General features: G+C 43.6%; 15 protein-coding genes. 8 read left to right on the top strand and 7 right to left on the bottom strand.

The annotated features are described in order from the left end of the window. Positions 1-56: 56 nt before the first annotated feature. Positions 57-2,159 carry a DUF294 nucleotidyltransferase-like domain-containing protein gene (locus tag ACPEGP_RS11640; RefSeq protein WP_423813516.1) on the bottom strand — a complete coding sequence of 701 codons (2,103 nt, stop codon included), beginning with the start codon at positions 2,157-2,159 and terminating at the stop codon, positions 57-59. A gap of 257 nt (positions 2,160-2,416) precedes the next feature. Further along, positions 2,417-3,691 (bottom strand): succinyldiaminopimelate transaminase, encoded by a 1,275-nt coding sequence (gene dapC / locus ACPEGP_RS11645; protein ID WP_423813517.1) that lies wholly within the window; start codon positions 3,689-3,691, stop codon positions 2,417-2,419. A 313-nt stretch (positions 3,692-4,004) separates the two neighbouring features. On the opposite strand from dapC, the gene ACPEGP_RS11650 reads away from it, so the two are divergent. Further along, positions 4,005-4,673, top strand: a complete 669-nt coding sequence (locus ACPEGP_RS11650; protein ID WP_423813518.1) for a hypothetical protein — start codon at positions 4,005-4,007, stop codon at positions 4,671-4,673. A gap of 165 nt (positions 4,674-4,838) precedes the next feature. Here ACPEGP_RS11650 and glnD read toward each other — a convergent pair whose 3' ends face one another. Then, entirely contained in the window at positions 4,839-7,580 is a 2,742-nt protein-coding gene (glnD, locus tag ACPEGP_RS11655; protein ID WP_423813519.1) for a [protein-PII] uridylyltransferase, read from the bottom strand. Between the two features lie 146 nt (positions 7,581-7,726). Next, positions 7,727-8,518 carry a type I methionyl aminopeptidase gene (gene map, locus ACPEGP_RS11660; RefSeq protein ID WP_423814283.1) on the bottom strand — a complete coding sequence of 264 codons (792 nt, stop codon included), beginning with the start codon at positions 8,516-8,518 and terminating at the stop codon, positions 7,727-7,729. 369 nt (positions 8,519-8,887) lie between these two features. Between map and ACPEGP_RS11665 the strand changes: the two genes are divergently transcribed. The 5 genes from ACPEGP_RS11665 (at position 8,888) to ACPEGP_RS11685 (ending at position 13,495) form a co-directional block, all read left to right on the top strand. Next, the gene (locus tag ACPEGP_RS11665; protein WP_102076911.1) at positions 8,888-9,976 is read left to right on the top strand and encodes an esterase/lipase family protein; all 1,089 of its coding nucleotides are present in this window, start codon (positions 8,888-8,890) and stop codon (positions 9,974-9,976) included. 158 nt (positions 9,977-10,134) lie between these two features. Beyond that, on the top strand, positions 10,135-11,241 hold the full coding sequence (locus tag ACPEGP_RS11670; RefSeq protein ID WP_423813520.1) for a lipase secretion chaperone: 1,107 nt from the start codon (positions 10,135-10,137) through the stop codon (positions 11,239-11,241). 352 nt (positions 11,242-11,593) lie between these two features. Beyond that, positions 11,594-12,085: an META domain-containing protein gene (locus ACPEGP_RS11675; protein ID WP_423813521.1), complete on the top strand. Its 492-nt coding sequence runs from the start codon at positions 11,594-11,596 to the stop codon at positions 12,083-12,085. Positions 12,086-12,307: 222 nt separating this feature from the next. After that, positions 12,308-13,318, top strand: coding sequence for a Xaa-Pro aminopeptidase (locus ACPEGP_RS11680; RefSeq protein WP_423813522.1), 1,011 nt, complete (start codon positions 12,308-12,310; stop codon positions 13,316-13,318). 27 nt (positions 13,319-13,345) lie between these two features. Beyond that, on the top strand, positions 13,346-13,495 hold the full coding sequence (locus ACPEGP_RS11685; protein WP_082894404.1) for a DUF2256 domain-containing protein: 150 nt from the start codon (positions 13,346-13,348) through the stop codon (positions 13,493-13,495). A 71-nt stretch (positions 13,496-13,566) separates the two neighbouring features. Here the strand turns inward: ACPEGP_RS11685 and ACPEGP_RS11690 are convergent, their stop codons facing one another. Both ACPEGP_RS11690 and metH read right to left on the bottom strand, forming a co-directional pair. Continuing rightward, positions 13,567-15,099 (bottom strand): hypothetical protein, encoded by a 1,533-nt coding sequence (locus tag ACPEGP_RS11690; RefSeq protein WP_068408553.1) that lies wholly within the window; start codon positions 15,097-15,099, stop codon positions 13,567-13,569. Positions 15,100-15,421: 322 nt separating this feature from the next. Further along, positions 15,422-19,063 carry a methionine synthase gene (gene metH / locus ACPEGP_RS11695; RefSeq protein ID WP_423814284.1) on the bottom strand — a complete coding sequence of 1,214 codons (3,642 nt, stop codon included), beginning with the start codon at positions 19,061-19,063 and terminating at the stop codon, positions 15,422-15,424. Between the two features lie 952 nt (positions 19,064-20,015). On the opposite strand from metH, the gene ACPEGP_RS11700 reads away from it, so the two are divergent. Together ACPEGP_RS11700 and ACPEGP_RS11705 are read left to right on the top strand one after the other, a co-directional pair. Further along, positions 20,016-20,570: a fasciclin domain-containing protein gene (locus tag ACPEGP_RS11700; RefSeq protein ID WP_191691662.1), complete on the top strand. Its 555-nt coding sequence runs from the start codon at positions 20,016-20,018 to the stop codon at positions 20,568-20,570. Positions 20,571-20,951: 381 nt separating this feature from the next. Continuing rightward, entirely contained in the window at positions 20,952-21,572 is a 621-nt protein-coding gene (locus ACPEGP_RS11705; RefSeq protein ID WP_191691664.1) for a fasciclin domain-containing protein, read from the top strand. A gap of 364 nt (positions 21,573-21,936) precedes the next feature. Here ACPEGP_RS11705 and ACPEGP_RS11710 read toward each other — a convergent pair whose 3' ends face one another. Further along, positions 21,937-23,487, bottom strand: coding sequence for an alanine/glycine:cation symporter family protein (locus ACPEGP_RS11710; RefSeq protein ID WP_193030099.1), 1,551 nt, complete (start codon positions 23,485-23,487; stop codon positions 21,937-21,939). Positions 23,488-24,423 lie beyond the last annotated feature (936 nt).

A 24,423-nucleotide genomic window follows, 5' to 3' on the forward strand; every position in this document is an offset into this window, starting at 1 on the left:
TATTTTGCTCCCCTTTATTTTTGCGCGCAGCGTTCTTATCAACTGACTTATTTATTTTAATTAAACTCTAGCTGATAATGGCGACTTAATTGACCCTTAAAGCTTTTGACCACGGCCAAGCACTCATTTAATAAGTCTCGCTCGAGTGCCGATAAAGTGGTCGGATCAACTTGCCGCGCATGCTTATCATCTGTTGATAGCGCCACTGACAAACGCTGCGCCATAAAAAACTCTAATGCTTCAAGCAAAGTGTCAGCGCGCTGTTGGTTTAAGGCGCGCACTTGCACCAAGGCTTTAAGGCGCCCTTTACTACTCGGCGCATCAAAAATATCGTTTTCTAAGGCTAAAGTACGAATGCCATGCACCAGCGGAAAAATACCAGCTTTTTTAAGATCGATATCGTAGGCGCTTTTTTTACCGCCAAGGAGCGGCACAAACTTTTGCCACCATTGTCCGACATCACCAAACTGTAAAGCGGCACGAGCGAACTGACGGACAAACATCAAATCTGACTGGCGATGGGCAGTTTTTAAATGTTCGCGCACACTCGTCAGTAGCGATTCATCGCCGCAGACATATTCGCCATCAAATATGGCCGACAAATAAATACTATGTATCGGGTCGGTATTTCTAAACCATAAGCTAATCTGCGCTTTGAACTGTTTGAGCGGCTGCCGCCACAGCGGATTGGTCATCATGATATTGCCATCGCAAAGTGGATAACCCAAGGTTGCTAAATGATGGTTAAAGGTTTCAGCGAACTGAGCTAAGTCAGGATGGCTGTAACCATCACGAATAATCAGCGCATTGTCTTGGTCTGTACGCATGATTTGCTCGCCGCGACCCTCTGAGCCCATGACGATGACGCAAGTATTTTTCATCACTTCATCAGGTACGATAAGTTGCCATAGTTTGGTAAAAACTTGCGCGTTAAGGGTTTGTACCATACGGCTGACATTACCGATTTTGATACCGTTTTGGTGCTGTGCGCGAATATAGCGCCCGATAAGCTCAACCGCGGTAGCTAAGCTCGGCAAGTCTTTTGCCTGTTCAATCTGCAGACTAATCAGCTGCGAATGATGACCAATATGAGCGAGCATATCACTTTGTCCGAGTACGCCTGCAACCTCGCCGTTGGCATCAATCACTGGCAGCCTATGGATACGGTAGCGCGTCATGGTCAATAGCGCATCGCCAATCTCGTCGTCCGCATCAATGGTACGCAGATTGAAACTTGCATAGCGCTGGCAATGCGTTGTTGCAGGGTTTTGCTGGTCGCTCACTGCGCGGCAGATATCGGTATCGGTTAAAATACCTAACGTACGACCAGAATAGTTATTGGAAGTTTGCGTATTGGCGCTATCAGTAACTAAGCTGCTATCTAGGTTATTGCCTAAATTTCGGTCTAAATCCGTTTTTAAATCACTATTTAATATTTGCGCTTGAGCAGGATTTAATTGGTCGACCGGTCGCACCAATACATGCTTAAGCCCAGCTTTAGTCATGATATGCGCCGCCTCATATAGGCTGCTGGTGGCATCAATGATATGCACGGGTAATAAGCTGACATCAATTACCGGCTGCATCATGATTTGCTGGACTTCTTGCTGTTCATTATAGCCATGATAGCTAGCATCTAAGCTTTGCCCACTTCGCCGCTGCTGTAATGCTTTTAATCGTTCAGGTAAATCTTCTGAGAGTAATTGGCGCACTAAATGATTCTGCGCACTGATTTTGTCAACGGTAGCGCCATTGATTTGCAGCAGCAGGGTGTCTTCAATCGCACGAAATTCGTAGGGCGATATGTCACTTTCATTTTTGGGTTTGCCATTGTTTATGGGTACGGTACTTTTTATAGGTATGAAAGTGGCTGCTTCGTTATCTTCTTCTGTAAACGATTTTGGCAACCGCCGACTGTCAAACCAATCATTACTATTTAGATGGTCGGTATGATTGCTACCTAAATAAGTCGCCACAAACTCGCCAGCAAACAGTTGCTCGATTTGTCCTTTAATCACCACATAAAAATAGCTTAAATCATCAGCAGATAAACGCTCATCTTTAGCAAGATAACGGATTTGGGTATTTTTTCTAATACTTTGACGTTCAGCCGCGCTTATTACATCAAAGGGTGGCTGGGTAAAATCAAGATGGGGCATGGCATCATCCTTGATGGCATATTTAGTAAAATTTTGGAAAAAGAAATTTTACGACTGCTAAAGAAATATAAAAATAGCGTCGCGTTATTTCTACTATAGCACTCTTCGCAACCGAGATAGTAGAGAACCACATATAACCATTATGATATTGTGGGTATATGTGGTTCTCTGATACTATACTAAGTCTTGAGGTCGTATCTATCGTTTAATGCTGAGGTTCTTTGACTAAATTTTAAGCTCAGTTTTTGAGTGAGTTTTTAAGCGCTAAGTAATTGACGGATACGATTGATGGCTTCGCGGCTTTCCTCAACGCTGGCAACCAAGGCAATGCGCACATAACCTTGCCCAGGATTTTTACCATTGACCTCGCGTGACAGATAACGCCCCGCCAGCGCGTGAATATTTGCTTGCTCATACAAAGCTTTGACAAAGATTTCGTCGTCGCCATTAAATTGCTCAGGGACTTTTACCCAAAAGTAAAAACCCGCCTCTGGCATGCGTAAATCAAGCAATTCGCCAAGCTCTGACATCCATAAGGCGAATTTTTCTTGATAAAGCGCTCGATTGTGCGCCACGTGCTTTTCATCTTCCCAAGCAGCGATAGATGCCAGCTGATGCGGTATTGGCATCGCGCAGCCTTGATAAGTGCGATATTGCAAATAAGGCTGTAAAATATTGGCGTCACCGGCGACAAAGCCTGAACGCAGGCCGGGCAAGTTTGAACGCTTGGATAAAGAGTGAAATACCACGCAATTTTTAAAGTTATGACGACCGAGCACCGCACAAGCTTGCAGCAGGCCAATCGGCGCGCGATCAAAATACAGCTCGCTATAGCACTCGTCGCTAGCGATGATAAAGCCGTACTGGTCGGATAAACGTAGTAAGTGTTCCCAATCATCCATGGTCATGACGGAACCGGTTGGATTGTTTGGGCTACAGACAAACAATAGCTGCGTGCGCGTCCAAACGTCCCTCGGTACCGCGCGATAGTCACCTTTAAAATCATTATCGATGCTGCAAGGCATAAAGTACGGCGTCGCTTGCGCGAGTATGGCAGCACCCTCGTATATCTGATAAAACGGATTGGGCATCACAATCGTTGGTGCTTCATCTGCTTTTTGCAATGGCTGCGCGCTTGGTTGATTATGAGCTGGCAGTTGATTGGCTTCGTCTTCGGACAACACGGTTTTTGGATGGTCAATAACCGCTTGCACCAAGCTAAAAATCGCCTCGCGCGTACCCATGACTGGTAATACTTGGCTATGCGGGTCGAGATGATTGAGAAAGAAGCGCTTTTCTAACCAGTGAGCGATGGTTTGACGCAGCTCAAACAGCCCGTTGGTGGTTGGATATTGGCTTATTTTGTCCAAGTTTTCGCGTAGGACGTCCAACACAAATGCTGGCGGCTCGTGTTTTGGCTCTCCAATACCGAGCTTAATTTCACTATAGTTATAGGCTGGCGTACTGTCCGCGAGTAAAATCGCCATCTTAGCGAACGGATAAGGGTGCAGAGTCGTCAAGTTGTGATTCATAGGTAGGCTAACTATAATAGACAATTAATAATAAAGTGATAAAGAAAAATTACATTTGAGCAGTGTATCACTTCTCTTATTTTTTGTCTTTTTTCTTCTCAGACGGTTTATTGTCAATGTAAAACCAGCGTTTTGCGCAATTTATACGGTGAATAACCTTGCATAGCGCTTGTTTTTTAGACGGTAACCCCTATTGAGATTGGCCAATTTTAATCATACGATTAAGTATAGATAAAATTAAAATAGCGTCATTTGTTAACCAAGCAAAAAATAACTGTTCGTGAAAACGTCAGATTATTTAAGGAAACTTGATATGTCTAGTGTTTTAAAAACCGATGAGCGTGGCGCTAAAGATATCAATGTGCAACAATTTGAGGGTAACCAGCGTGTTGAGCTATACGAGCAGCTAAAGCAGCGCGAGCATAATTGGTGGCAGGCGCGGCAGCAGTTGACGCTGTTAAAAGAGCGGCAGATGTTTTGGTTTGGCGATAACAGCTTTATGATGTGGCTGCTTTGGCAATTGGTCAGCTATGTGGTGGTGGCGATGGTGCTTATGCTCCTGAGCAAACTGTCAAACATCTCATTGCCTTTATGGCAGTACATGGGTTTGTTTGTGGTACAGACGCTGATTTTTATCGTCATGTTGGGCTTTAAGGGGCGTATGGCCACGCATTTACAAAATAAGATTAATCAAGTCGATGTCTTGCGTGAAGAAGCGCTTAACGAGATGACCATTTTGGCCGCTGATACGCTTTACAATGATGTGCATGCCAAAGCCCCGATTTCCTTACAGCAAATCTTTGAGTACTACGACGGCGAATTTCATTTGGCCAGTTTGCATCGTCTGCTACAAAGAGAGGTAGACGCTGGGCGCTTGATGCTTGGGCAGCAGCAGGTAGAAGCAGAGATTTTGCCGTTGGAGCTTGCCGATGAGGAGCTTAAAGAAATGGCAAGCGAGATGGTCTATAAAAGCGTCATATAAAGTATGCGTTTAATATAAGTAGCTTATAAATATTTGGTCAAAAGCTATCGTTGATATTTTGTCTTAAAAAAACGCTTTATCGTTGAAGGTTAACGATAAAGCGTTTTTCGTATTTATAATTTAGCTTCTAACGATTAACTTCTAACATAACCAGTCATATAGCAATTAACCATCGTTACGAATGCTCAGGCTTGCTATCAATGCGGCCTTTAATGTCTCAAGTTTATCTGCCGACAATGCCTGATCGTTTTGATCGCTGATATAAAACATATCTTCTGCGCGCTCGCCTAACGTGGTAATACGGGCGGCATGTACTTCAATTTGTTGTTGTAAAAATACCTGACCAACGCGGGCAAGTAAGCCTGGTTGATCAAGCGTCTCTAAGCTCATGATATGCTGATTTGAGGCTTCATTAAACTCAAAGTGAATCGTCGTAGCGACATCGAAATGGCGCAACTGGCGCGGCATTCTTCTATTGGTAAGCTTAGGCACCGTCGGATTTTTAAAGGCGTCGATTAAGCGCTGTTTAAGCTCTTGTTGGCTGTCTGTATCAACCAATAGCGTACCGCTGCGGTCGAGTAGCACGTAAGAATCTAAAGCAAAATCACGCGTTGCGGTAATGATGCGAGCATCCAAAACATCGAGATTCATCTGGTCAAATACCGCCATGGTAACGGCAAATAAATTGACCTGATCTTGCGTATAAACAAACACTTGCACCGCATCAAGTGCCAGCTCGCGATGCTCACGTAACACAACTAAGGGTTGGCTATTGGCATCGGAGGCGCGGCCGATGGGCGGATGGTTTAAAATGGCTTCGGTATGCCACAAGATATCTTCTGCAATCTCGCGCAAAAAATACTCATCGCCCAAGTCGTCCCATAGCCTTAAAACCTCATCGCGATTCATATGCTGATTATCGACATTATCAAGCATCGCCAGCGCCTGTTTGCGCGTGGCTTTAATCATGTCTTGGCGGTTGGTCGGGGCGTCAATATCAGCGCGCAGGATACGCCGTGTTTGTGAATACAGCTGCTTCATCAAAGTCGCGCGCCAGCTGTTCCAAAGCTGGGGATTGGTGGCATTCATATCGGCAACCGTCAGCACGTACAGATGGTTTAAATGGGTGACGTTGCCGACCAAATCGGCAAACAGCGTCACCACTTCTGGGTCGGAGATGTCTTTCTTCTGCGCTGTCATCGACATCAGCAGATGATAGCGCGTCAACCAGCCGACCAAATGCGCGTCCGCAGCACTCATGCCATGAGCAAGACAAAACTCAATCGCTTCTGTTTCGCCAAGCTGGCTATGATTGCCGCCGCGGCCTTTGGCAATATCATGAAACATCGCCGCCAACACCAAAATCTCTTTGCGCTCGATACGCTGAAAGATAGAGCTGACCAGTGGAAAGTCCTCAAAAAAGCGCGGATCGGTAAAGCGGTGCAAAATACGAATCAAAAATAACGTATGCGCATCAACGGTATAACGATGGAATAAATCGTACTGCATGAGCCCAGTCACTTGCGCAAAAGCTGGGATATAGCTGCCCAAAACGCCGTAACGATTCATAGTACGCAGGCGATGAAATAGATAGTTTTGCTCTTTTAAATTGGCTAAAAACAGCGCTTGATGCGACGGGTTGTCTCTATACGCTTGATCGATGCCGCGCGCCGCTATTTTTAACGCACGCAAGGTATGGGTACGGACGTTTTTGATACCGTATTGACCCATCAGCAAAAACATCTCTAAAATCGCCTCAGGATGTTGAGCAAAGACGCGATGATGCGATATTGCAATCTGTTCGCCGACTCGGTTAAAGCGAGCGTTAATCGGATGTTTTTTTGGTCGTTCTTCATCCGGCAGTTGCGGCTCGATAATGGTCTCATAATAATGATTGGTCAGCATCTCAGATAGCGTCGATATCTGCATAGCACAGCGATAATAATCGCGCATAAAGCGCTCAACGGCGGCATTTGGTTGGTCGCCAGGCTGCGTCTCATAGCCCATCATTTGCGCAATTTCACGCTGATAATCAAACAGCAGCTTGTTTTCATTGCGCCCAGTCAGCTCATGCAAATAATGGCGGATTTGCCATAAATAACCTTCGGCAAAGTTAAGCTCATCGAACTCTTTTTCGGTCAAAAAGTTTTGCTGTACCAAGTCATAAAGCTTACTGACGCGAAAGTAGCGTTTGGTCACCCAACCAATTATATGAATGTCACGCAGACCACCGGGCGCCGTTTTAATGTTAGGCTCAAGATTGTACTCAGTGGCATTGTGCTGCAAATAACGCGCTTTTGCTTCAGCGATTTTCACCTCATAAAAATCACGTGGCGACCACTGGGTATTGACGATTTTATGGGGTACTTCTTGCAGCGCTTCATTGCCGACTAACAACCGTGCTTCTAACAAAGCACTGGCAACGGTGTGGTCGAGCGCCGCCTCCAAGCATTCGTTGACGCTGCGTACTGATAGAGCGGGCTCAAGTCCAATATCCCACAATAGTGCCACTAAATTATCGATTTTCTCTTTATTATCAGCCGCAATCTCGTATGGCGTTAGCAGCAAAATATCGACATCTGAATATAACGACAGCTCACCGCGCCCATAACCGCCAGTGGCAAATAAGGCTAAGTCCGTTTTATCAAGCTCAAACCATTTGAACAACGCAATGAGTAATTCATCGATGACGCAAGCACGAGCTGCTACCAATTGGCGAATATTGACGCCGCGTTCCAGCTCGCGGCTGATATCGTCATTGATTTGAATTAGCCATTCAGCAATACTCTGTTCGGAAATACTGTGCTCGCGATTACTGAACGACGTCGCGCTATCAGTGGTAGTGCCATGGTCTGATAATAGAGGTATAGGTGTCAAATCAATGGTCGCGACATCGCAAGTAAACATGAAGGGTATCCGATTAAGAGGTTGTAAATAGAGGCGCTAAAAAAATGGGTGAATGCAAATATCACGCTGAAAAACAAAAAATAGCACCGCCAATATGCCTGAATTTTCAGGCAAAAAAAAGACCGCCTAGGCGATCTTTTTACGTATTATTGGGTCAAAAAGCTTAAGTCTTCTTCGGGGCGTGTGGTAAAGACTTCACAGCCATTGTCCGTCACCACCATGGTATGTTCCCACTGTGCTGACAGCTTGCGGTCTTTAGTAATCGCCGTCCATTCGTCCGGCAAAATCTTGGTCTGCCACGTGCCTTGATTAATCATCGGCTCAATGGTAAAAGTCATGCCCGTTTTTAGCTCAAAGCCTGTGCCTTTTTTACCATAGTGCATGACTTGCGGCTCGTGATGAAATTCATTACTGATACCGTGACCACAAAACTCGCGCACGATACTAAAGCGCTCAGGCTCGACCACTTCTTGAATAGCCGCACCGACATCGCCCAAGCGCGCGCCGTTTTTGACCACACTCATACCGGCATAAAGGGCATCTTGCGCCACTTTGCAGATACGCTGCGCCATGATAGAGCCATTGCCGACAATCCACATTTTCGAAGTGTCACCGTAATAGCCGTCTTTAATCACGGTGACATCGATATTGATGATATCACCATCTTTTAGCAGTTTATTGTCGGCTGGAATACCGTGACAAACCACATGATTGACTGAGGTACAGATAGATTTTGGGAAGCCGTTATAATTAAGCGGCGCAGGAATCGCGTCTTGCACGTTAACAATATAGTCATGAGCGATTTGGTTCAATGCTTCGGTACTGACGCCAACTTTGACGTGCTCGTCGAGCATTACAAGGACATCACTGGCAAGTTTACCAGCCACGCGCATTTTTTCTATGGCTTCAGGAGATTGGATAAGGGATTTTTTGGTCATCATAGTCGTACTTATAGTTATAGAATTTAGGTAGGCAATTATACCATAAATGCAAGCGTCGCTGTTCTGCTAACCCTTAGCAACTTTGTACACATTTATCAACCCTAGCGTTATAGTGATATTAGCTGTTTCAGCTTATCTATATGTAGATACGTGACTATAAAGTCATGGAAATATGACTCATATATCAAAAAACAGTTGAATGTTGTAGATGATAGAAGTATGGTAATTTTGTTTGCTAAATGAATTGGCAACGATTTTTAGCGCTTACTGCAGGATGCAATAGCTAAGCGTGAAAAAATAAACGTTAAAGATAAGCCACATAAAAGTGGCTTCACGCTTTTATTTTACAATAACAAGGATGTTGTTATGACTCTAAAATCTCGCCTGCGCGCTGCCATAATGCCCAGTGCCTTTCTACCTTCACTTGGCGCTATTGCTGCCGGTGTGCTCCTCATGACCTTACAAACCACTTCTGCTCAAGCAGCGGGACAATTTTATAATTGCGCCAATGCCACCGGCTGTAAAATGGTCGATAGCAAATTTTTCACCTCAAAACATACTGATACCAAATATCCTGTCGTAATGGCGCATGGGCTTGGCGGCTGGACGAAGCTGTTTGGCGTGCTTGACTACTTTTATGGCATTCCTGAAACCTTGATGGCAGGTGGCAGTGAGGTTTATAGCACTAAGACCTCCGCTGTTAATAACAGTGAAGTGCGCGGTGAGCAATTGCTACAACAAATCAAAACCATTACAGCGATTTCAGGTAAACCCAAAGTAAATTTATTTGGTCACAGTATGGGCGGTATCGATATTCGTTATGTCGCTGGTGTGGCGCCTAATTACGTTGCCTCTGTGACCGCGGTTTCAAGTCCCGAGCAAGGCTCAAAAATGGCCGACTGGGTTATTAAGCAAGTCGTGGAAGGTAGCGCGAATAGTGGCTATGCTGAAGGTGAATTTAACGTAGGCTCTCAGATTGCTTTAGGCTTCTTTAAGTTCGTTGGTGGCTTTATGGACGTCGGCTCAGGTATCAGCTTTAAAGAGATACAAGAGCAAGATGGCTGGGAGGCGGTAACGGCGCTATCTACTGCATCTTCGGCGAAGTTTAATGCCAAGTTTCCAGCCGCTATGCCTAGCAGTTATTGTGGTCAACCTACCAATACTGAAGTCAACGGTATCAAGTACTACTCTTTTAGCGGTATCGGTCAAGTGACCAATGGCTTAGATCCCAGTGATTATCTCTTAGCATTGACTGGGACCACCTTTGATGGTGAGAGCAATGATGGTTTGGTTTCTGCTTGCTCTAGCCGTTTAGGCTACGTGATTCGTGATGACTATGAAATGAACCATTTAGATTCATCAAATCAAGTATTAGGCTTGACGGCATGGGGACAGCCAGACCCTAAAACCTTGTATCGCGATCAGGTTAACCGCCTGAAAAAAGCCAACTTATAAAGCTATTTTTTAAAGCTTGTTTTAGAGCTCATTTATAAGTTAGCAAATTAACCGCTTTTAAATAAAAGGGTCACTATGTAACGGGCCCTTTTATTTTGTGCCATTTTATGAATAGTAAATTCCTTATCAACCGCTTGATTAAATAAGATAGTGTCGTTATGCCAACTAATCGCCGTCCACCATTTTTGCTCATTATTATCGCCGTGATAATCGTTTTAGTTGTGGCGACTATTTGGTGGTTTAAGCCCGATAATGCTGGTAAATCTTCTTCTCAAACAGAGGCTACAGCGCTGAATAGTCAAGCTAATGCCAGCATCATAGACGAGGCGAATGTTAATAATAATGTTGGCACATTATCCAAGCAAGACGCTTCTCAATTTACCACAGGTCTTGAGAATCTACCGCGCTCCTTGCAAGGGACGGAGGTCGACGGTGAGATTATCATTGATGAAAACAAACAGTTGGTCGTCACCGAAGGGCTACGGCGTTTATTTGATTACTTTTTATCGGCGCTAGGCGAAGAGGATGAAGCGGTTATTTATGCGCGGGTGGAGAGTTATATCCGCAGTCATACGCCAGAGCCTGCAGCTAGCCAAGCGATGAAGATATTTAACCAGTATATCGCCTATCTTAAAGCAATTCCTGCTATAGAAAAACGTTATGGCAATCTGCAACTACAGGCGACCAAAAATGGCGAGCTGGATTTAAATGTGGTGGCGCAGCAGCGGCAAGATGTCGCAAAATTACGTCAGCAGCACTTTGATAAAGCTACTATAACCGCCTTTTTTGGCGCAGAAGATGCATACGATGATTATAGTATTGCGATGGTAAAAATTAACCAAGATAAGCAAATGTCCGACGCCCAAAAAGAAGCAGCAAAGCAAGATTATATTAGCCGTATGCCTGATAATGCGACCAAAGCCAATATCGCTCAGCAGGCCAATTTGGAGGAGTTAATCAGTCGTACAGAGCAGCTACAAGCAAAGGGTGCAACGGCTGAAGAGTTATACAATATGCGCCGTGAGTTGGTTGGCGCGCCAGCAGCAGCAAGGCTTGCGCAGGTCGATCAACAAGATGCTCATTTTGATCAGCGTTTTAAGCAGTATCAAGCCCAAAAACAGCAGTTGTTAAGTCAAAATGCTGATAAGGCGCAAGCGCAAACCCAAATCAATCAAATAGAGCAGCAATTATTTAATGAGACGGAACGTAAACGTTTGGCAGGTTATGCCGCTTTGCAACAACAAAAGGCCGCAACTCCCAATTAAATCCGATGTTAATTCTTAGGTAAAAATAAAAAGTATTTAATGGTGAAATGACAAACTCAGTGGTCTAAAGAGTATTTTTAACTGCAGTACTAGCAGGGAATGGGTATTGTAACAAGGTGTGTTAGCAAAAAAGCTATAAAGTAGAACAAATATAGCGGTAATTGGTACTCAATCTATCATGACAGGCTTATGAAAAATGGGCATAATAGCTGCACTGTTTAGACTAACGATAAAACATATTAAGCAGAGCAAATTAATCATGACACATTAACCTTAGCGAATGCTGCTTAATATGATAAAAACAATACTTTTTACCTTTACATTTTTATATTTGAAACCTCTAGGAGTTTATATGAAAAACATGACTAAAATGATGATGGCTGCCACCCTTGCAGTTGGTACCCTTGCGGCGGCCGGCTGCCAAACCACACCTAGCGTGACCGCGCCTGTGACCCAGCCAATTACTGTTGACGCCCTACAAGCGTATAACTGGCAGCTTGTCGATGCTAAGCGCACTAACGGCGATAAAGTCAGCCAATTATTCTTTGATCCAAGCAAACCATTGACACTTAATTTCTTTAAAGATAACGGTAATGACCGCGTGAGCTTTATCAATACCTGCAATAATATGGGTGCCAACTATAGTGTGGTAAATGGCAATGTCGTACTCGGTAATGTTTTATCAACGATGATGGCATGCCCTGAGCCACAAGCCAGCTTTGATACGACGACACTTGCAACGGTACAAGGTAAATATAGCATTAATAAGAATGCCAATAACACGCCTATCTTGACGATTACTAATAGCAATCAAGTGGCTCATTTTAAAGCCGTTTCTAAATAAGTTAATCGTTTAATATAAACGTTTTAAAATCTGACCATTTAAAAATGCCTCACTAAACAGTGGGGCATTTTTTTATCTAAAATTAGTGACGCTTTCCGCTACACTGTCATAAGTCGCTAAGGTCAAATGTTTAAGCCATTAAGATATTTCTTATGCCATCAACTTTTTAACCTTATCAAAACTCTCATTTTGTATTTATCAGCATTTTATTGGATGTCATTTATGTTAGAAATATTTGGAGAAAAATCATCTGTCAACCTACGCACAATAACTGGCATCACGGCGATAACGGCTTTTGGTCTATTAACGGGCTGTCAAACGTTGCCAAGTACGATGCCTAAAGCGAATCATGCAACCAAAACACCTATTGATACAAGTGCGAGTAATCCGCTAACGGCGCGCATGCCAGCGATAGATCGGCAAGGGCGCATCGCTTATGTTGAAGAGCAGGGAGCAGGCGCTGCAAAGATATCAACGCTATATAGTATTCGTCCTGATGGTAGCGACCGCCAATTGTTAGATCAGCTTAATGGTTATATCTATGCGCCAGCGTGGTCTACCGATGGTCAAATGCTCGTCTATAGCAAACAAGTCGCGCGCCAGTTTCCCAAGATTTATATTTATGATCGCAACAGCAACACCCAAAATCTAATCGTCAATGCCGAAGGCAGTAACTTATCAGCCTCATTTTCGCCTGACGGGCAAAAACTGCTTTATAGCTCAACCGTCGGCGGCAATGCTGATATCTATGAGATGCGCTTAAGTGACGGTCATACCAAACAGCTTACGACCTTAGCGAGCACGGAAGTGCAGCCAAGCTACGCAAGCGACGGGCAAAGCTTTGTCTATACCAGCGACAAAGTGCGCGCTGGTCGTCCCAGTATTTATCGCTATCACTTTGCTACCGGTAAGGCGACATTGATACCGACCGCAGGCTATGCAGCCAGCCCGCAACTGAGCTTGAATGGACAGTATTTAGCCTATCTTAATGGTCGTAAGGCGGCGGTCATGACACTGGCTACAAGGCAAGTGGTTAATCTAGCAGAGACAGGACTTGATGAGCCCGCGCGTCTGTCGCCTTCTGCACAGTATGCTGTCTATCCCACAAAGCTTTCGCAAGTAAGCGGTCAAAGTGGTAGCAGTTTGGTGATTCATTCTTTAGCTGGCCATTCAAGTTACGCGATTAGCAGTAAAACAGGCGGCGTCGTGCGCTCACCGATTTGGGGTCGGTAAAAAATTTTTAATGTAAAGGTAAATATCATGGCGCACAAAAAAGTAAACCTACCGCAAAAAATCTGCCCTGTTTGCCAGCGACCGTTTACGTGGCGCAAAAAGTGGGAGAGGGATTGGGAGCAGGTGACTTATTGTTCTGAAAAGTGTCGGCGAGGGAAGGTAAATAATGAATATTAATGACTCAAAGAGTTTAGCCACTTATTAAAGTGGCTAAACTTTACTTTCAAAATTACAATTGGTTTTGATCATTACTGGCGCTGAAAATGGAAAAACTCATCATCGTCTATGATGCCATTCTTATTTTCATCAACTTCAAGCGTCAGTCGTTTATCATTTACTCTTACATACCGAGATAGAGCATCTGACAATCCAGTACTACCATTGTTATCTAGTATTTGATTAACTGTTAATGCTCCTGTTATGCCATTGATAGTATAGTTTCCCCACTCCATACCGGATATTTCGTTATCCATATTATCGAAAGGTGGTGCATTGTCGACTTCCATGTGAACATAGGTGCCATCATCGAAAAATGCTAATGCCAATAGCTCATTGTTAGTGTCTTTATTTCTCCAAAGTCCTACTATTTTTTCAGACTTGGCCTTTTCGAATTTAAAAGACTCATCATTATCTATTGCACCATTTCTATTTTCATCAACTTCCAGAGTCAGGGTGTCACCAGATATTCGAGCGTATCGGATAAGAATATCTGATAATCCAGTGTCGCCATTATTATCGAAAATCTGATTTACTTTTAATTCTCCTGTTTTATCATTTAAAGTAAATCTACCCCATTCCATACCAGACTTCTCATTATTAGGGTTGTCAAAAGGTGGCCTTTCGTCAACTTCCATATGAACATAGGTGCCGTCATCAAAGAATGCTAACGCTAATAAATCATTGCTAGTATCTTTATTTTCCCAAAGCCCTATAAGTTTTTTAGACGTTGGCATTACAATAGGTCTGTTTTTCGAAAAATCAAAGGATTCATTTTCATCTATAACGCCATTCTGATTCTCATCAACGTCAAGTGTAAGTTCGCCACTAGATGCTTTAAGGTAGCGTGTAAGAGGTTCTGAAAATCCTGAGATACCATTATCATCAAAGATTTGACTGGTTTCCAATCTATCCGTGTTAGCGTCAACGGTATAATTACCCCACTCCATACCGTTTTCTGGGTTATCTAATGATTTTTCTGCATCAACTTTAAGCTGAATATAAGTACCATCTTCAAAAAAAGCAACCGACTCTAACTCGTCCTCTGTTTCCTCGCCTCTCCAAATTCCTAAATATCCGTCATTTTTAGCTTTTGAGAAACTGAAAGACTCATTGCTATCTATAACGCCATTATTATTCTCATCAATCTGAATGGTAAGTATCCCTTCAGATACTGAAATATACTGAGTCAGGTTTTCTGATAGACCGTTTTCACCATTATCATCGAAAATTTGATTAACCTTCAATGCTCCTGTTTTATTGTCTATAGTATATTTCCCCCACTCCATGCCATCATTTGCAACGTTTCCTGACTGGATTGTAAAAGCTTGTCTTAATAGAGGTTCAGGCTTGTTTTCTACCTCTACATGAATATAAGAACCATCTTCGAAGAAAGCTAGAGCCAAAAGATCACTTTCGGTATCATTGCTAGTCCAAAGTCCTGTCATTTCAGATTTAATATCAGGTGGCTGTGAAGGTGGCTGATAGGAATCGGAATCATCATTACATCCTTGTAAGAGCAGAGAAGTAGTGATGGCTAATAATGCTAATTTAAATGATTTCATTTTTTATCTCTCCTTGAATGAAAAATGTAAAATCTTGGCGGCTATACAAACGACGTCCTTGTCCCTTCTTTTTTAAAGTATTTAATTTTTATTATATATAAATGTTTTTTTATGAATATAACAAACATTTTCCATCAATCCAACTATAAAAAGCATTTATTCCTTTTGATATGTTAAAAAGGTCAGTAAGTAACGTTAGTGCTAAATGTCAGCAGATAAAAAGTGGACATAAAAAAATACCGCCACATCTCCTATAGAATCTTTATTAAATGAGATAGGAGGTATGGCGGTATGATTAAACGTTATATTTAAATGAGTTTTCTTATAAATTCGGATTCAGCCACTTCTCAGCAGTCTTGATATCCCAACCTTTACGCTCAGCATAACTCTCTAACTGATCGCTGCTGATTTTACCGACGTTAAAGTATTCACTCTCAGGATGCGAGTAGTAAAAACCGCTGACCGATGACGCAGGCCACATCGCATAGCTTTCGGTGAGCTTAGTACCGATAGCATCGCCCGTACCAATCCACTCAAATAACTTGCCTTTTTCGGTATGCTCAGGGCAAGCAGGGTAGCCAGGCGCAGGACGGATACCGACGTATTTTTCTTTGATCATCTCGTCATTGGTTAGATTCTCGTCAGCCTGATAACCCCAGTACTCTTTACGTATGAGCTCATGTAAATGTTCGGCAAAGGCTTCCGCTAAGCGGTCAGATAAGGCTTGGGTCATGATGGCATTATAGTCGTCACCAGCTGCTTTGTACTGTTCAGCAAGCGCCTCTGTGCCCACGATAGAGACGGTAAAACCGCCAAGATAATCGGTATGCGCATCTGATGGCGAGATAAAGTCTGCCAAGCTAAAGTTTGGCTTGCCGCTGGCTTTATCTGACTGTTGACGCAAATGCTCAAATTGATATTCTGCTGTGCCGCCCTCAGTCGGTGCTTTGTCATAGACGGTGACGGTATCGGCACCCGTGCGACGGGCTGGCATGAGCTTAAAGACGCCTTTGGCGACGATTAACTTCTCATCAATCATCTTTTGCATCAAGTCATTGGCATTATCAAACAAATCACGCGCCGCTTCGCCAACGACATCATCTTGCAAGATTTTTGGGTATTTACCCGCCAAGCCCCAAGAGATAAAGAACGGTGTCCAGTCGATATAAGGCAATATATTGGTAATCGGGTAATCATCGAGTATAACCTGGCCAAGTTTATTTGGCACTGGCGGTACATAGTTGTCCCAATCGTACTGAAAGCCAAGCTCAATCGACTCAGCATAAGATATTTTCGCCGCTTTCGGCTGACGTTTGGCAAGTCGCTCACGTACTTTGATGTACTCTTCACGCGTCTCATCAATCAGGCCTTGACGGTGCTCTTTGGATAGTAGCTTTGTCACGACGCCAACTGAGCGTGAAGCGTCTGATACATAAATAACCGCATCGTTTTGGTATTGAGGCTCTACTTTGACTGCGGTATGCGCTTTAGAAGTTGTTGCGCCGCCAATCATTAAGGGTAGGGTCATGCCGCGTTCTTGCATTTGCTTGGCGACGTAGACCATCTCATCGAGACTTGGGGTGATCAGACCTGACAAACCGATGATATCAACTTCTTCTGCAAGCGCGGTATCAAGAATTTTTTCACAGGGTACCATCACGCCGAGATCGAGGATTTCATAGCCGTTACAGCCAAGGACCACGCCGACGATGTTTTTACCGATATCATGGACATCACCTTTGACCGTTGCCATGAGGATTTTACCTTTCTTTTCGCCCTCGACTTTTTCCGCTTCGATATACGGGTTGAGCCAGGCAACCGATTGTTTCATCACGCGGGCAGATTTTACCACTTGTGGTAAGAACATTTTACCTGCGCCAAATAAATCGCCGACGATATTCATGCCATCCATTAATGGCCCTTCGATGACTTCTAGTGGCTTGGGGTATTTCTCCCACGCCTCTTTGGTATCGGCATCGATAAAGGTTGTGATACCTTTCACTAGCGCATGGGCAATACGCTCCTCGACCGTGCCTTCGCGCCATGACATATCGACGGTGCTGTCTTTTTTCTTCCCACCATCTTGATAGCTTTCAGCGATGGTCATCAAGCGTTCGGTCGCCTCTTGACCACTTTCGCCTTGATTGCGGTTGAGCATCACATCTTCGATGGCGTCGCGAGCTTCCTCGGGAATGTCATCATAAACCTCCAGCATAGCTGGATTGACGATACCCATGGTTAAGCCGTTTTGAATTGCATGGTATAGAAATACTGAATTGATGGCTTCACGAATCGGGTTGCCACGGAAACTAAACGACACGTTCGATACACCGCCCGATACCATGGCGTTTGGCAGGTTATCGGTTATCCATTTGGTGGCATTGATAAAGTCAGCGCCGTAATTATTATGCTCGGTAATACCGGTTGCAACCGCAAAGATATTTGGGTCAAAGATGATATCCTCGCTAGGGAAGCCGACTTCATTGACCAAGACATCATAACTGCGCTGACAAATCTCGATTTTGCGCTCATAGGTATCGGCCTGACCGTCCTCATCAAAAGCCATGACGATGACCGCTGCGCCATAGCGCATACAAAGCTTGGCGCGTTCGACGAACTCATCATAGCCTTCTTTTAATGAGATAGAGTTGACAACGGATTTACCTTGAATGCGTTTAAGTCCTTCTTCGATAATGTCCCATTTAGAGGAGTCAATCATCAAGGGCACGCGGCTGATATCCGGCTCACCAGAGACCAAATTGACGAAGTGAATCATCGCCTGTTTGGAGTCGAGCATGCCCTCGTCCATATTGATATCGACGATTTGCGCGCCACCTTCGACTTGATCACGGGCGACATCGAGCGCTTCAGTATAGGCTTCAGTTTTAATCAAGCGTAGGAATTTCTTTGAGCCCGTCACGTTGGTACGCTCACCGACGTTAACGAATAAGCTTTCAGGGGTAATGGTAAATGGCTCAAGTCCTGACAAGCGGCAAGCAGGAGGGATTTCAGGTATCACGCGCGGTGGGTAATTGGCGACCATCTCCGCAATCAGGCGAATATGTTCAGGCGTAGTACCGCAGCAGCCGCCGACGATATTTAGAATGCCAGCTTTGGCAAAGCCTTCGAGCAGGGCAGCCGTTTGCTCCGGTGTTTCGTCATACTCACCAAATTCATTGGGCAAACCCGCATTTGGATGGGCGGAGACATAAGTATCGGCGATATTTGACAGCGTTTGAATATGTGGACGCAGCGCATCAGCACCAAGCGCACAGTTAAAGCCAACAGATAAGGGCTTGGCATGGCGAATCGAGTTATAAAATGCCTCAGCCGTTTGGCCTGAAAGCGTCCGACCAGACGCATCGGTAATTGTCCCAGAAATCATAATCGGTAATTCAAAACCAATATCGTCGAACACGCCCGTGACGGCAAAGATTGCAGCCTTAGCATTTAGCGTATCAAAAATGGTCTCGATTAACAGGATATCGACGCCGCCTTCTATCAAGGCCAGCGTCGCCTCACGGTAATTAAGCACCAACTCATCAAAGGTGATATTCCGAAAGGCGGGGTCATTGACGTCAGGGGATAATGAACAGGTGCGCGACGTCGGCCCAATAACGCCTGCCACAAAGCGCGGCTTTTCTGGGGTCTTAGCGGTGTATTCATCAGCAGCTTCGCGGGCAATTCTCGCAGCGGTTTTATTGAGCTCAGGCACGAGGTGCTGCATGTCGTAGTCGGCCATCGATAGGCGCGTACCGTTAAAGCTATTGGTTTCAATGATATCGGCACCTGCTTTTAGGTGCGCGCTATGAATCTCTTTAATCATCTGCGGCTGCGTGAGCACCAACAAATCGTTATTACCGCGTACATCTTGCTCAATATCGGCAAAACGCTCGCCGCGATAATCGGCTTCCTCTAACTTAAAGGTCTGAATATGGGTGCCCATCGCGCCATCTAACATCATAATCCGCGCCGCCAGCTGCTCAGTAATACGAGCGCGCGCGGTTAACTGCTGCGCTTTATAAGGAAATACAGCAGGCGGCGTCAAAATAAAGTCACTAGCCGTGCTTGATACATTGGTGGCATTGGCTGTATTGGTATTGATGACACCAGTATGATTATGAGAACAGGTCGGTGGGGTGGTGGTTTGAGTCATAGGAGCGCTGCTTATTAGAGTTAAGATAAGAAAAGAAAGAAGATAAAGTGTTCAAAGTTTTTAGGGCGAGCTTACTAAGTTAGCTACTTATAAAATAGGCTATATAAAACAATAGTATTGATAAAAAGGTGGCTTAAAAATCGATAAGCAAATCTGGATTATTCTAGCACGAAACGGCTATTACTCGCGGGATTGTGCTTATTCCGCTTATTCCATTTCGGCACTATCACTGACGGCATCGTATTTGAAAATAACAAAAATGGATTACTATGACCAACTATCGGTGCACGAAATGAGCATGGTATTAAAAGCTAGCACACTATTAAAAGTACCAAATTAAAAATACAGTTATAACAAATTCTATTGCATAACGCCGCTTGGAACAAATGAATATCATTTCAGTAGACGATTACCTAAAGCTTTGATTTGTATTTATAAAGCAGCTATTTATACGAGGTTTTATTAAACTGCTTTGGTTTACACGTAAGCTACAAAAATTAGCCTAAACGCAAGTTTATAATGCTTTGCGATATGTTAATTTAATTTCAGAAGGATTGGCGTTTCATAAGCAATGCTTATTAGTAACTGTTAATGGTTTTTATTTGAGAGTGGTTAGCAATTAAGAATTAAAAACGGAATAGGCAAGGATTTTAAGGAAAGACAATCTGACCGTAAGACCGTAATAAAAATCAATAAATTGTAATCAGTAAACTATTCATTTATTAAACCATGCAGTCATTCAATCATTAAGGACAATGTTATGAAACTGATCAAAATCGCCACTCTTGGCACCTTAGCCCTTTCAATTGCAGGCCTTAGCGCTTGTAATAATATGATGCCAACCAAAAGCCCTGCCACAACAGCGCCCATGCACAGCCAACCAACTGCCAATATGAACGTGGTACAGATTGCTCAAAGTAATCCTGATTTCTCACTACTAGTAGAAGCCTTGCAAGCAGCAGGTTTGGCAGGCGCGCTGACCGATACCAGTGCTAGCTACACGATACTGGCTCCGACCAATGCCGCTTTTGTGCAAGCGTTACAAGAAACCGGCATGACCAAAGCTGAGCTGTTTTCCAACAAGCCGTTGTTGACTAAAATCTTGACCTATCATGTGCTTAAAGGTAATACGCCTGTTTATCAAAAGCATGTCAGACCGGGTAATTACACTATGCTTAGTAATGACACGCTGGTGATTACACCACAAGGCCGATTAATGGATGAAAATGGTCGTACTACCAAGATTTTAAAAACAGATATCGCGGCGAGTAATGGTGTGATACATGTGATTGATAGAGTGTTGCTGCCTAAATAACCTACCGCCTAAATAATCTTGTTGCTTAAATAAGCAGTAAAAGAGCGACAAATTATTTGCTTAGGTAGTAGGCAGATTCAAATGATATATAACTATTGCTAGGTTATAAACTTAATATTCTTTTTTAGCCTAGCAATGGGACGCTATACGTGATCGATACAGTGTTGCTACCTAAGTCAGCAGTAAGCAAAAAATAATCAGCTAAGATAGTAGACATTGAGTGATATTACCTAACTTATCACTCATTTACCGGCATTTTCATCTAGAAACTTTTATTTATCCGTGTTTATATCAGTATCTAAATTTAAAAGTTCCAAAACTAAAACCGTTCTAAAATTAAAAAACACCATCTATAAACCCGTTATTTCAAAGGAATGACCTATGTTAAAAAAGAATTTATTATCTATCGCTGTCGTTACCGCTGCCATGTCATTGGCGGCCTGTAACGATAAAGAAGCCGTTACTGAGCCAGTTGAGCCAGCCGCAACTACTGACGTAGCCGTTGAGCCAGAAACTACTACAGATATGCCAGCTGAAGCAGTGGCTGAGTCTAATGATGCGATGCCTGTAGATGCAGCAGCGACGCAAAGTATCGGTGAGATGGCTGCTGGTAATGAGAATCTAACCATCCTAACCGAAGCGCTGCAAGCGGCTGAGCTTGATGACATGATGATGGCAGAAGGTCAGTACACGGTATTCGCCCCAACCGATGATGCTTTTGCTGCTTTGTTGACCAAACTAAACGTCACTAAAGAGGAATTGCTCGGTAATAAAGAGTTGCTAACTAGCGTATTGACGTATCATGTCGTGCCGATGGTGGTCAAAGCTGCTGATATTCCTTATGGTACCGCTATCGACACGGCAAACGGTCAAACCATCTCTATTAGTGATGCTAACGTGATTACTGATGCCAGTGGCAACACTGCAAACATCGTTGGTACCGATATGATGGCAACCAACGGCGTAGTTCATGTAATTGATACAGTTTTATTGCCTAAATAAGGCTCAGCGATTCACACCAATCTTACTTTAAAATGCCAAAAGCCTAGCTATAAAGCTAGGCTTTTTTATGTTTGCTGACTGATGAAAAATTTATCCCAGTCACCCTGTATAGTCAAGATATTCTAAAAACGCTACGGTATTGCTGATATCAATTTTTTGTAGCCTCTGTCTGCGCAGGCACAGCAAGCAAGAAAAATTGATATCAGCAGTGCGTGTTGTATCGATATTGCTTTTCACTCACTCTGTAACGATTTTGAAATAAATCGCCCAATAAAAAAGCCTGAAACCATTGCCTCAGGCTTTTTGTTTTATCGATGCTTGTAGTGTCATCAATACTGCTTAGATAACATTATAGCTCAGTAAACTATAGATGTTCTTTATGTAATGGGTCTTGAGCTGCCATTCTTTGTTGCTGCTTTAGATGACGCTCTTCCCAATACGGCGCATTTTTGATACCGAATTTTGCTGGATCAAAGGTATAGTGCTTCACGCCTGCTTTACGCTGTGCTTCATAATCCCTAAGCATAGTAAGCGTTGGACGCGCGACAATAAAGATAACCAAAATACCAACGATATTTAACCACGCCATTAGGCCTACGCCGATATCACCGATATCCCAAATGTAGCCTGCAGAGTTAAGACCACCGTAGGCAACCATTACCATGATTAAGATTTTAACTAAGAATAGACCAGTTCTATTAGCGCCGCGACTGATAAAGCGCGTCAAGTAAGCCACGTTTACTTCAGCGATATAGTAGTACGCCAAGATGGTGGTAAAGGCAAAGAAGAAGACCGCAACGGCAATAAAGATATTACCAAATTGACCGTACATGGTTTCCATTGCCATCTGCGTAAAGGCAGGCGAGTTGATCTCAACACCAGCCGCGACGTTTTGTACGATGAATTGACCGTCAGGTAGTGTACCTTGGATATTATAAGTACCCATGGTGATGATCATAAACGCAGTCGCAGAACAGACTAGTAGGGTATCAACATACACTGAGAATGCTTGTACCAAACCTTGCTGTGATGGATGCTCAACTTCCGCGGCCGCCGCAGCGTGAGGACCTGTACCTTGACCCGCTTCGTTAGAGTAAATACCACGTTTGACACCCCAACCGATAGCAGCACCAAAGCCTGCTTGTGCGGTAAACGCATCACTGATAATCAAACCAAAGACTTCTGGAATCATCTGGTAATTGGTAAACATAATGACGAGTGCAAGGCCAATATAACCAAGAGCCATAAAAGGAACAGCATACTCGGTAAAGGTTGCGATACGTTTGATACCACCAAAGATAATAGTACCTAAGATGACCAAAATGATAGCAAGACCGACCAAGCGCATAGAGCCAACTTCTAAGCCCATGATATTCATCGGCGTGCCTTCACCCATGACTTGGGCAAACGCGCTGATAACGCCGTTCGCCTGCACGCCCGGTAAGAACATACCGCAAGCTAAGATAGACGCGACGGCAAAAAGAATGCCATACCAGCGTTGACCAAGGGCGCGCTCAAAATAGTAAGCTGGACCGCCGCGGTATTCGCCAGTGATGACGTCTTTTTCTTTATAAATCTGTGCAAGGGTTGCTTCGACATAAGCGGTAGATGCGCCTAAGAAAGCCACAACCCACATCCAAAATACTGCACCAGGACCACCGAAACCAATAGCGGCGGCGACCCCAGCGATGTTACCCATACCCACACGCCCTGCTAGAGATACGGCGAGTGCCTGAAATGATGAAATACCCTGTGCACTTGATTTACCGGTAAAAAGTAAGGTAATCATTTCCCCGAATAAACGTACTTGTACGAAGCGCGTCATGATGGAATAAAATAAACCTGCGCCCAAGCAGAGATAAACCAATGCTGGGCTCCAGATAATTCCGTTTACTAAATCGACTAAACCTTCCATATGTATATTCCTAGTACTGTCTCAAAGTGGCTATATATGATGATGCTAAGAGTAGACCAGCTTTAATATCCTTATTAAAACCAACCACTCAAATAATCTGCATGCACTTAACTGCGGTAGAAATCCTCCTTACAGATTAAGTTTCATACGCGCTTAGCCACTAAGGATGGACTGTAGTTGTCTGCTGTTATCCGTCTGGTTTATGAACAATAATGAGCGTATGCAACCGCTTATCAGCGTTGATAGTTTATTAAGGCTGCTTTTATGTAAAGCGCTTAAAATAAACCAGTGGATAAAACAGGCGGTTATAATATAAATAACCATCATCTCAGTAAGCGAGAAGATGGCACTTAACTTTTTATGAGTCATATCAGCTGGCTACACTTACATGGTAGAGTAAGGTAATAGAGCAGTCATTAGTCGTTTATCAATCCTTTTTGATGCGACATTGACACGCAGCTAGTACCAAAATTCTTATAAGTCCACTACCAAATGTATTCAAACCGTACGGCTACGTAACTGCAATTTGCCATATTTTTTAGGCAATTACTAGAATTTTCTTTATAAGGGCGTTCATTTATAAATGGTTTTCTTCGCTTGATTGCCTATACAAGGTCAAAAAATCTTCTATTTATCTTGTATTGGCCAATACTTTTTAATTAACCGTTAATGGGGGCTTAAAAGACAGGCGCGCTAACAGCAGTACTAAATTCCTAAAATGCGCCACAGCCCTACGATAAACGCTGCTTTGAGGTTGTGTTTTGGTAACGATGAATTGTAAAAGTGACGGTATAGCGCCATTATTAGCACAATATATTGCTGCTGCGGTATTCACGCCATGAAACGGTTAGCTGCGAAACTGTCGGTTATAAAATCCAGTAGGCGATAAAATATAAGTGCATATAAGTGGTTAACATTAAAAAAGCGATTAAAAAA

The organism is Psychrobacter sp. 219-2-C, from assembly GCF_049560815.1.
Taxonomy (GTDB): domain Bacteria; phylum Pseudomonadota; class Gammaproteobacteria; order Pseudomonadales; family Moraxellaceae; genus Psychrobacter; species Psychrobacter faecalis.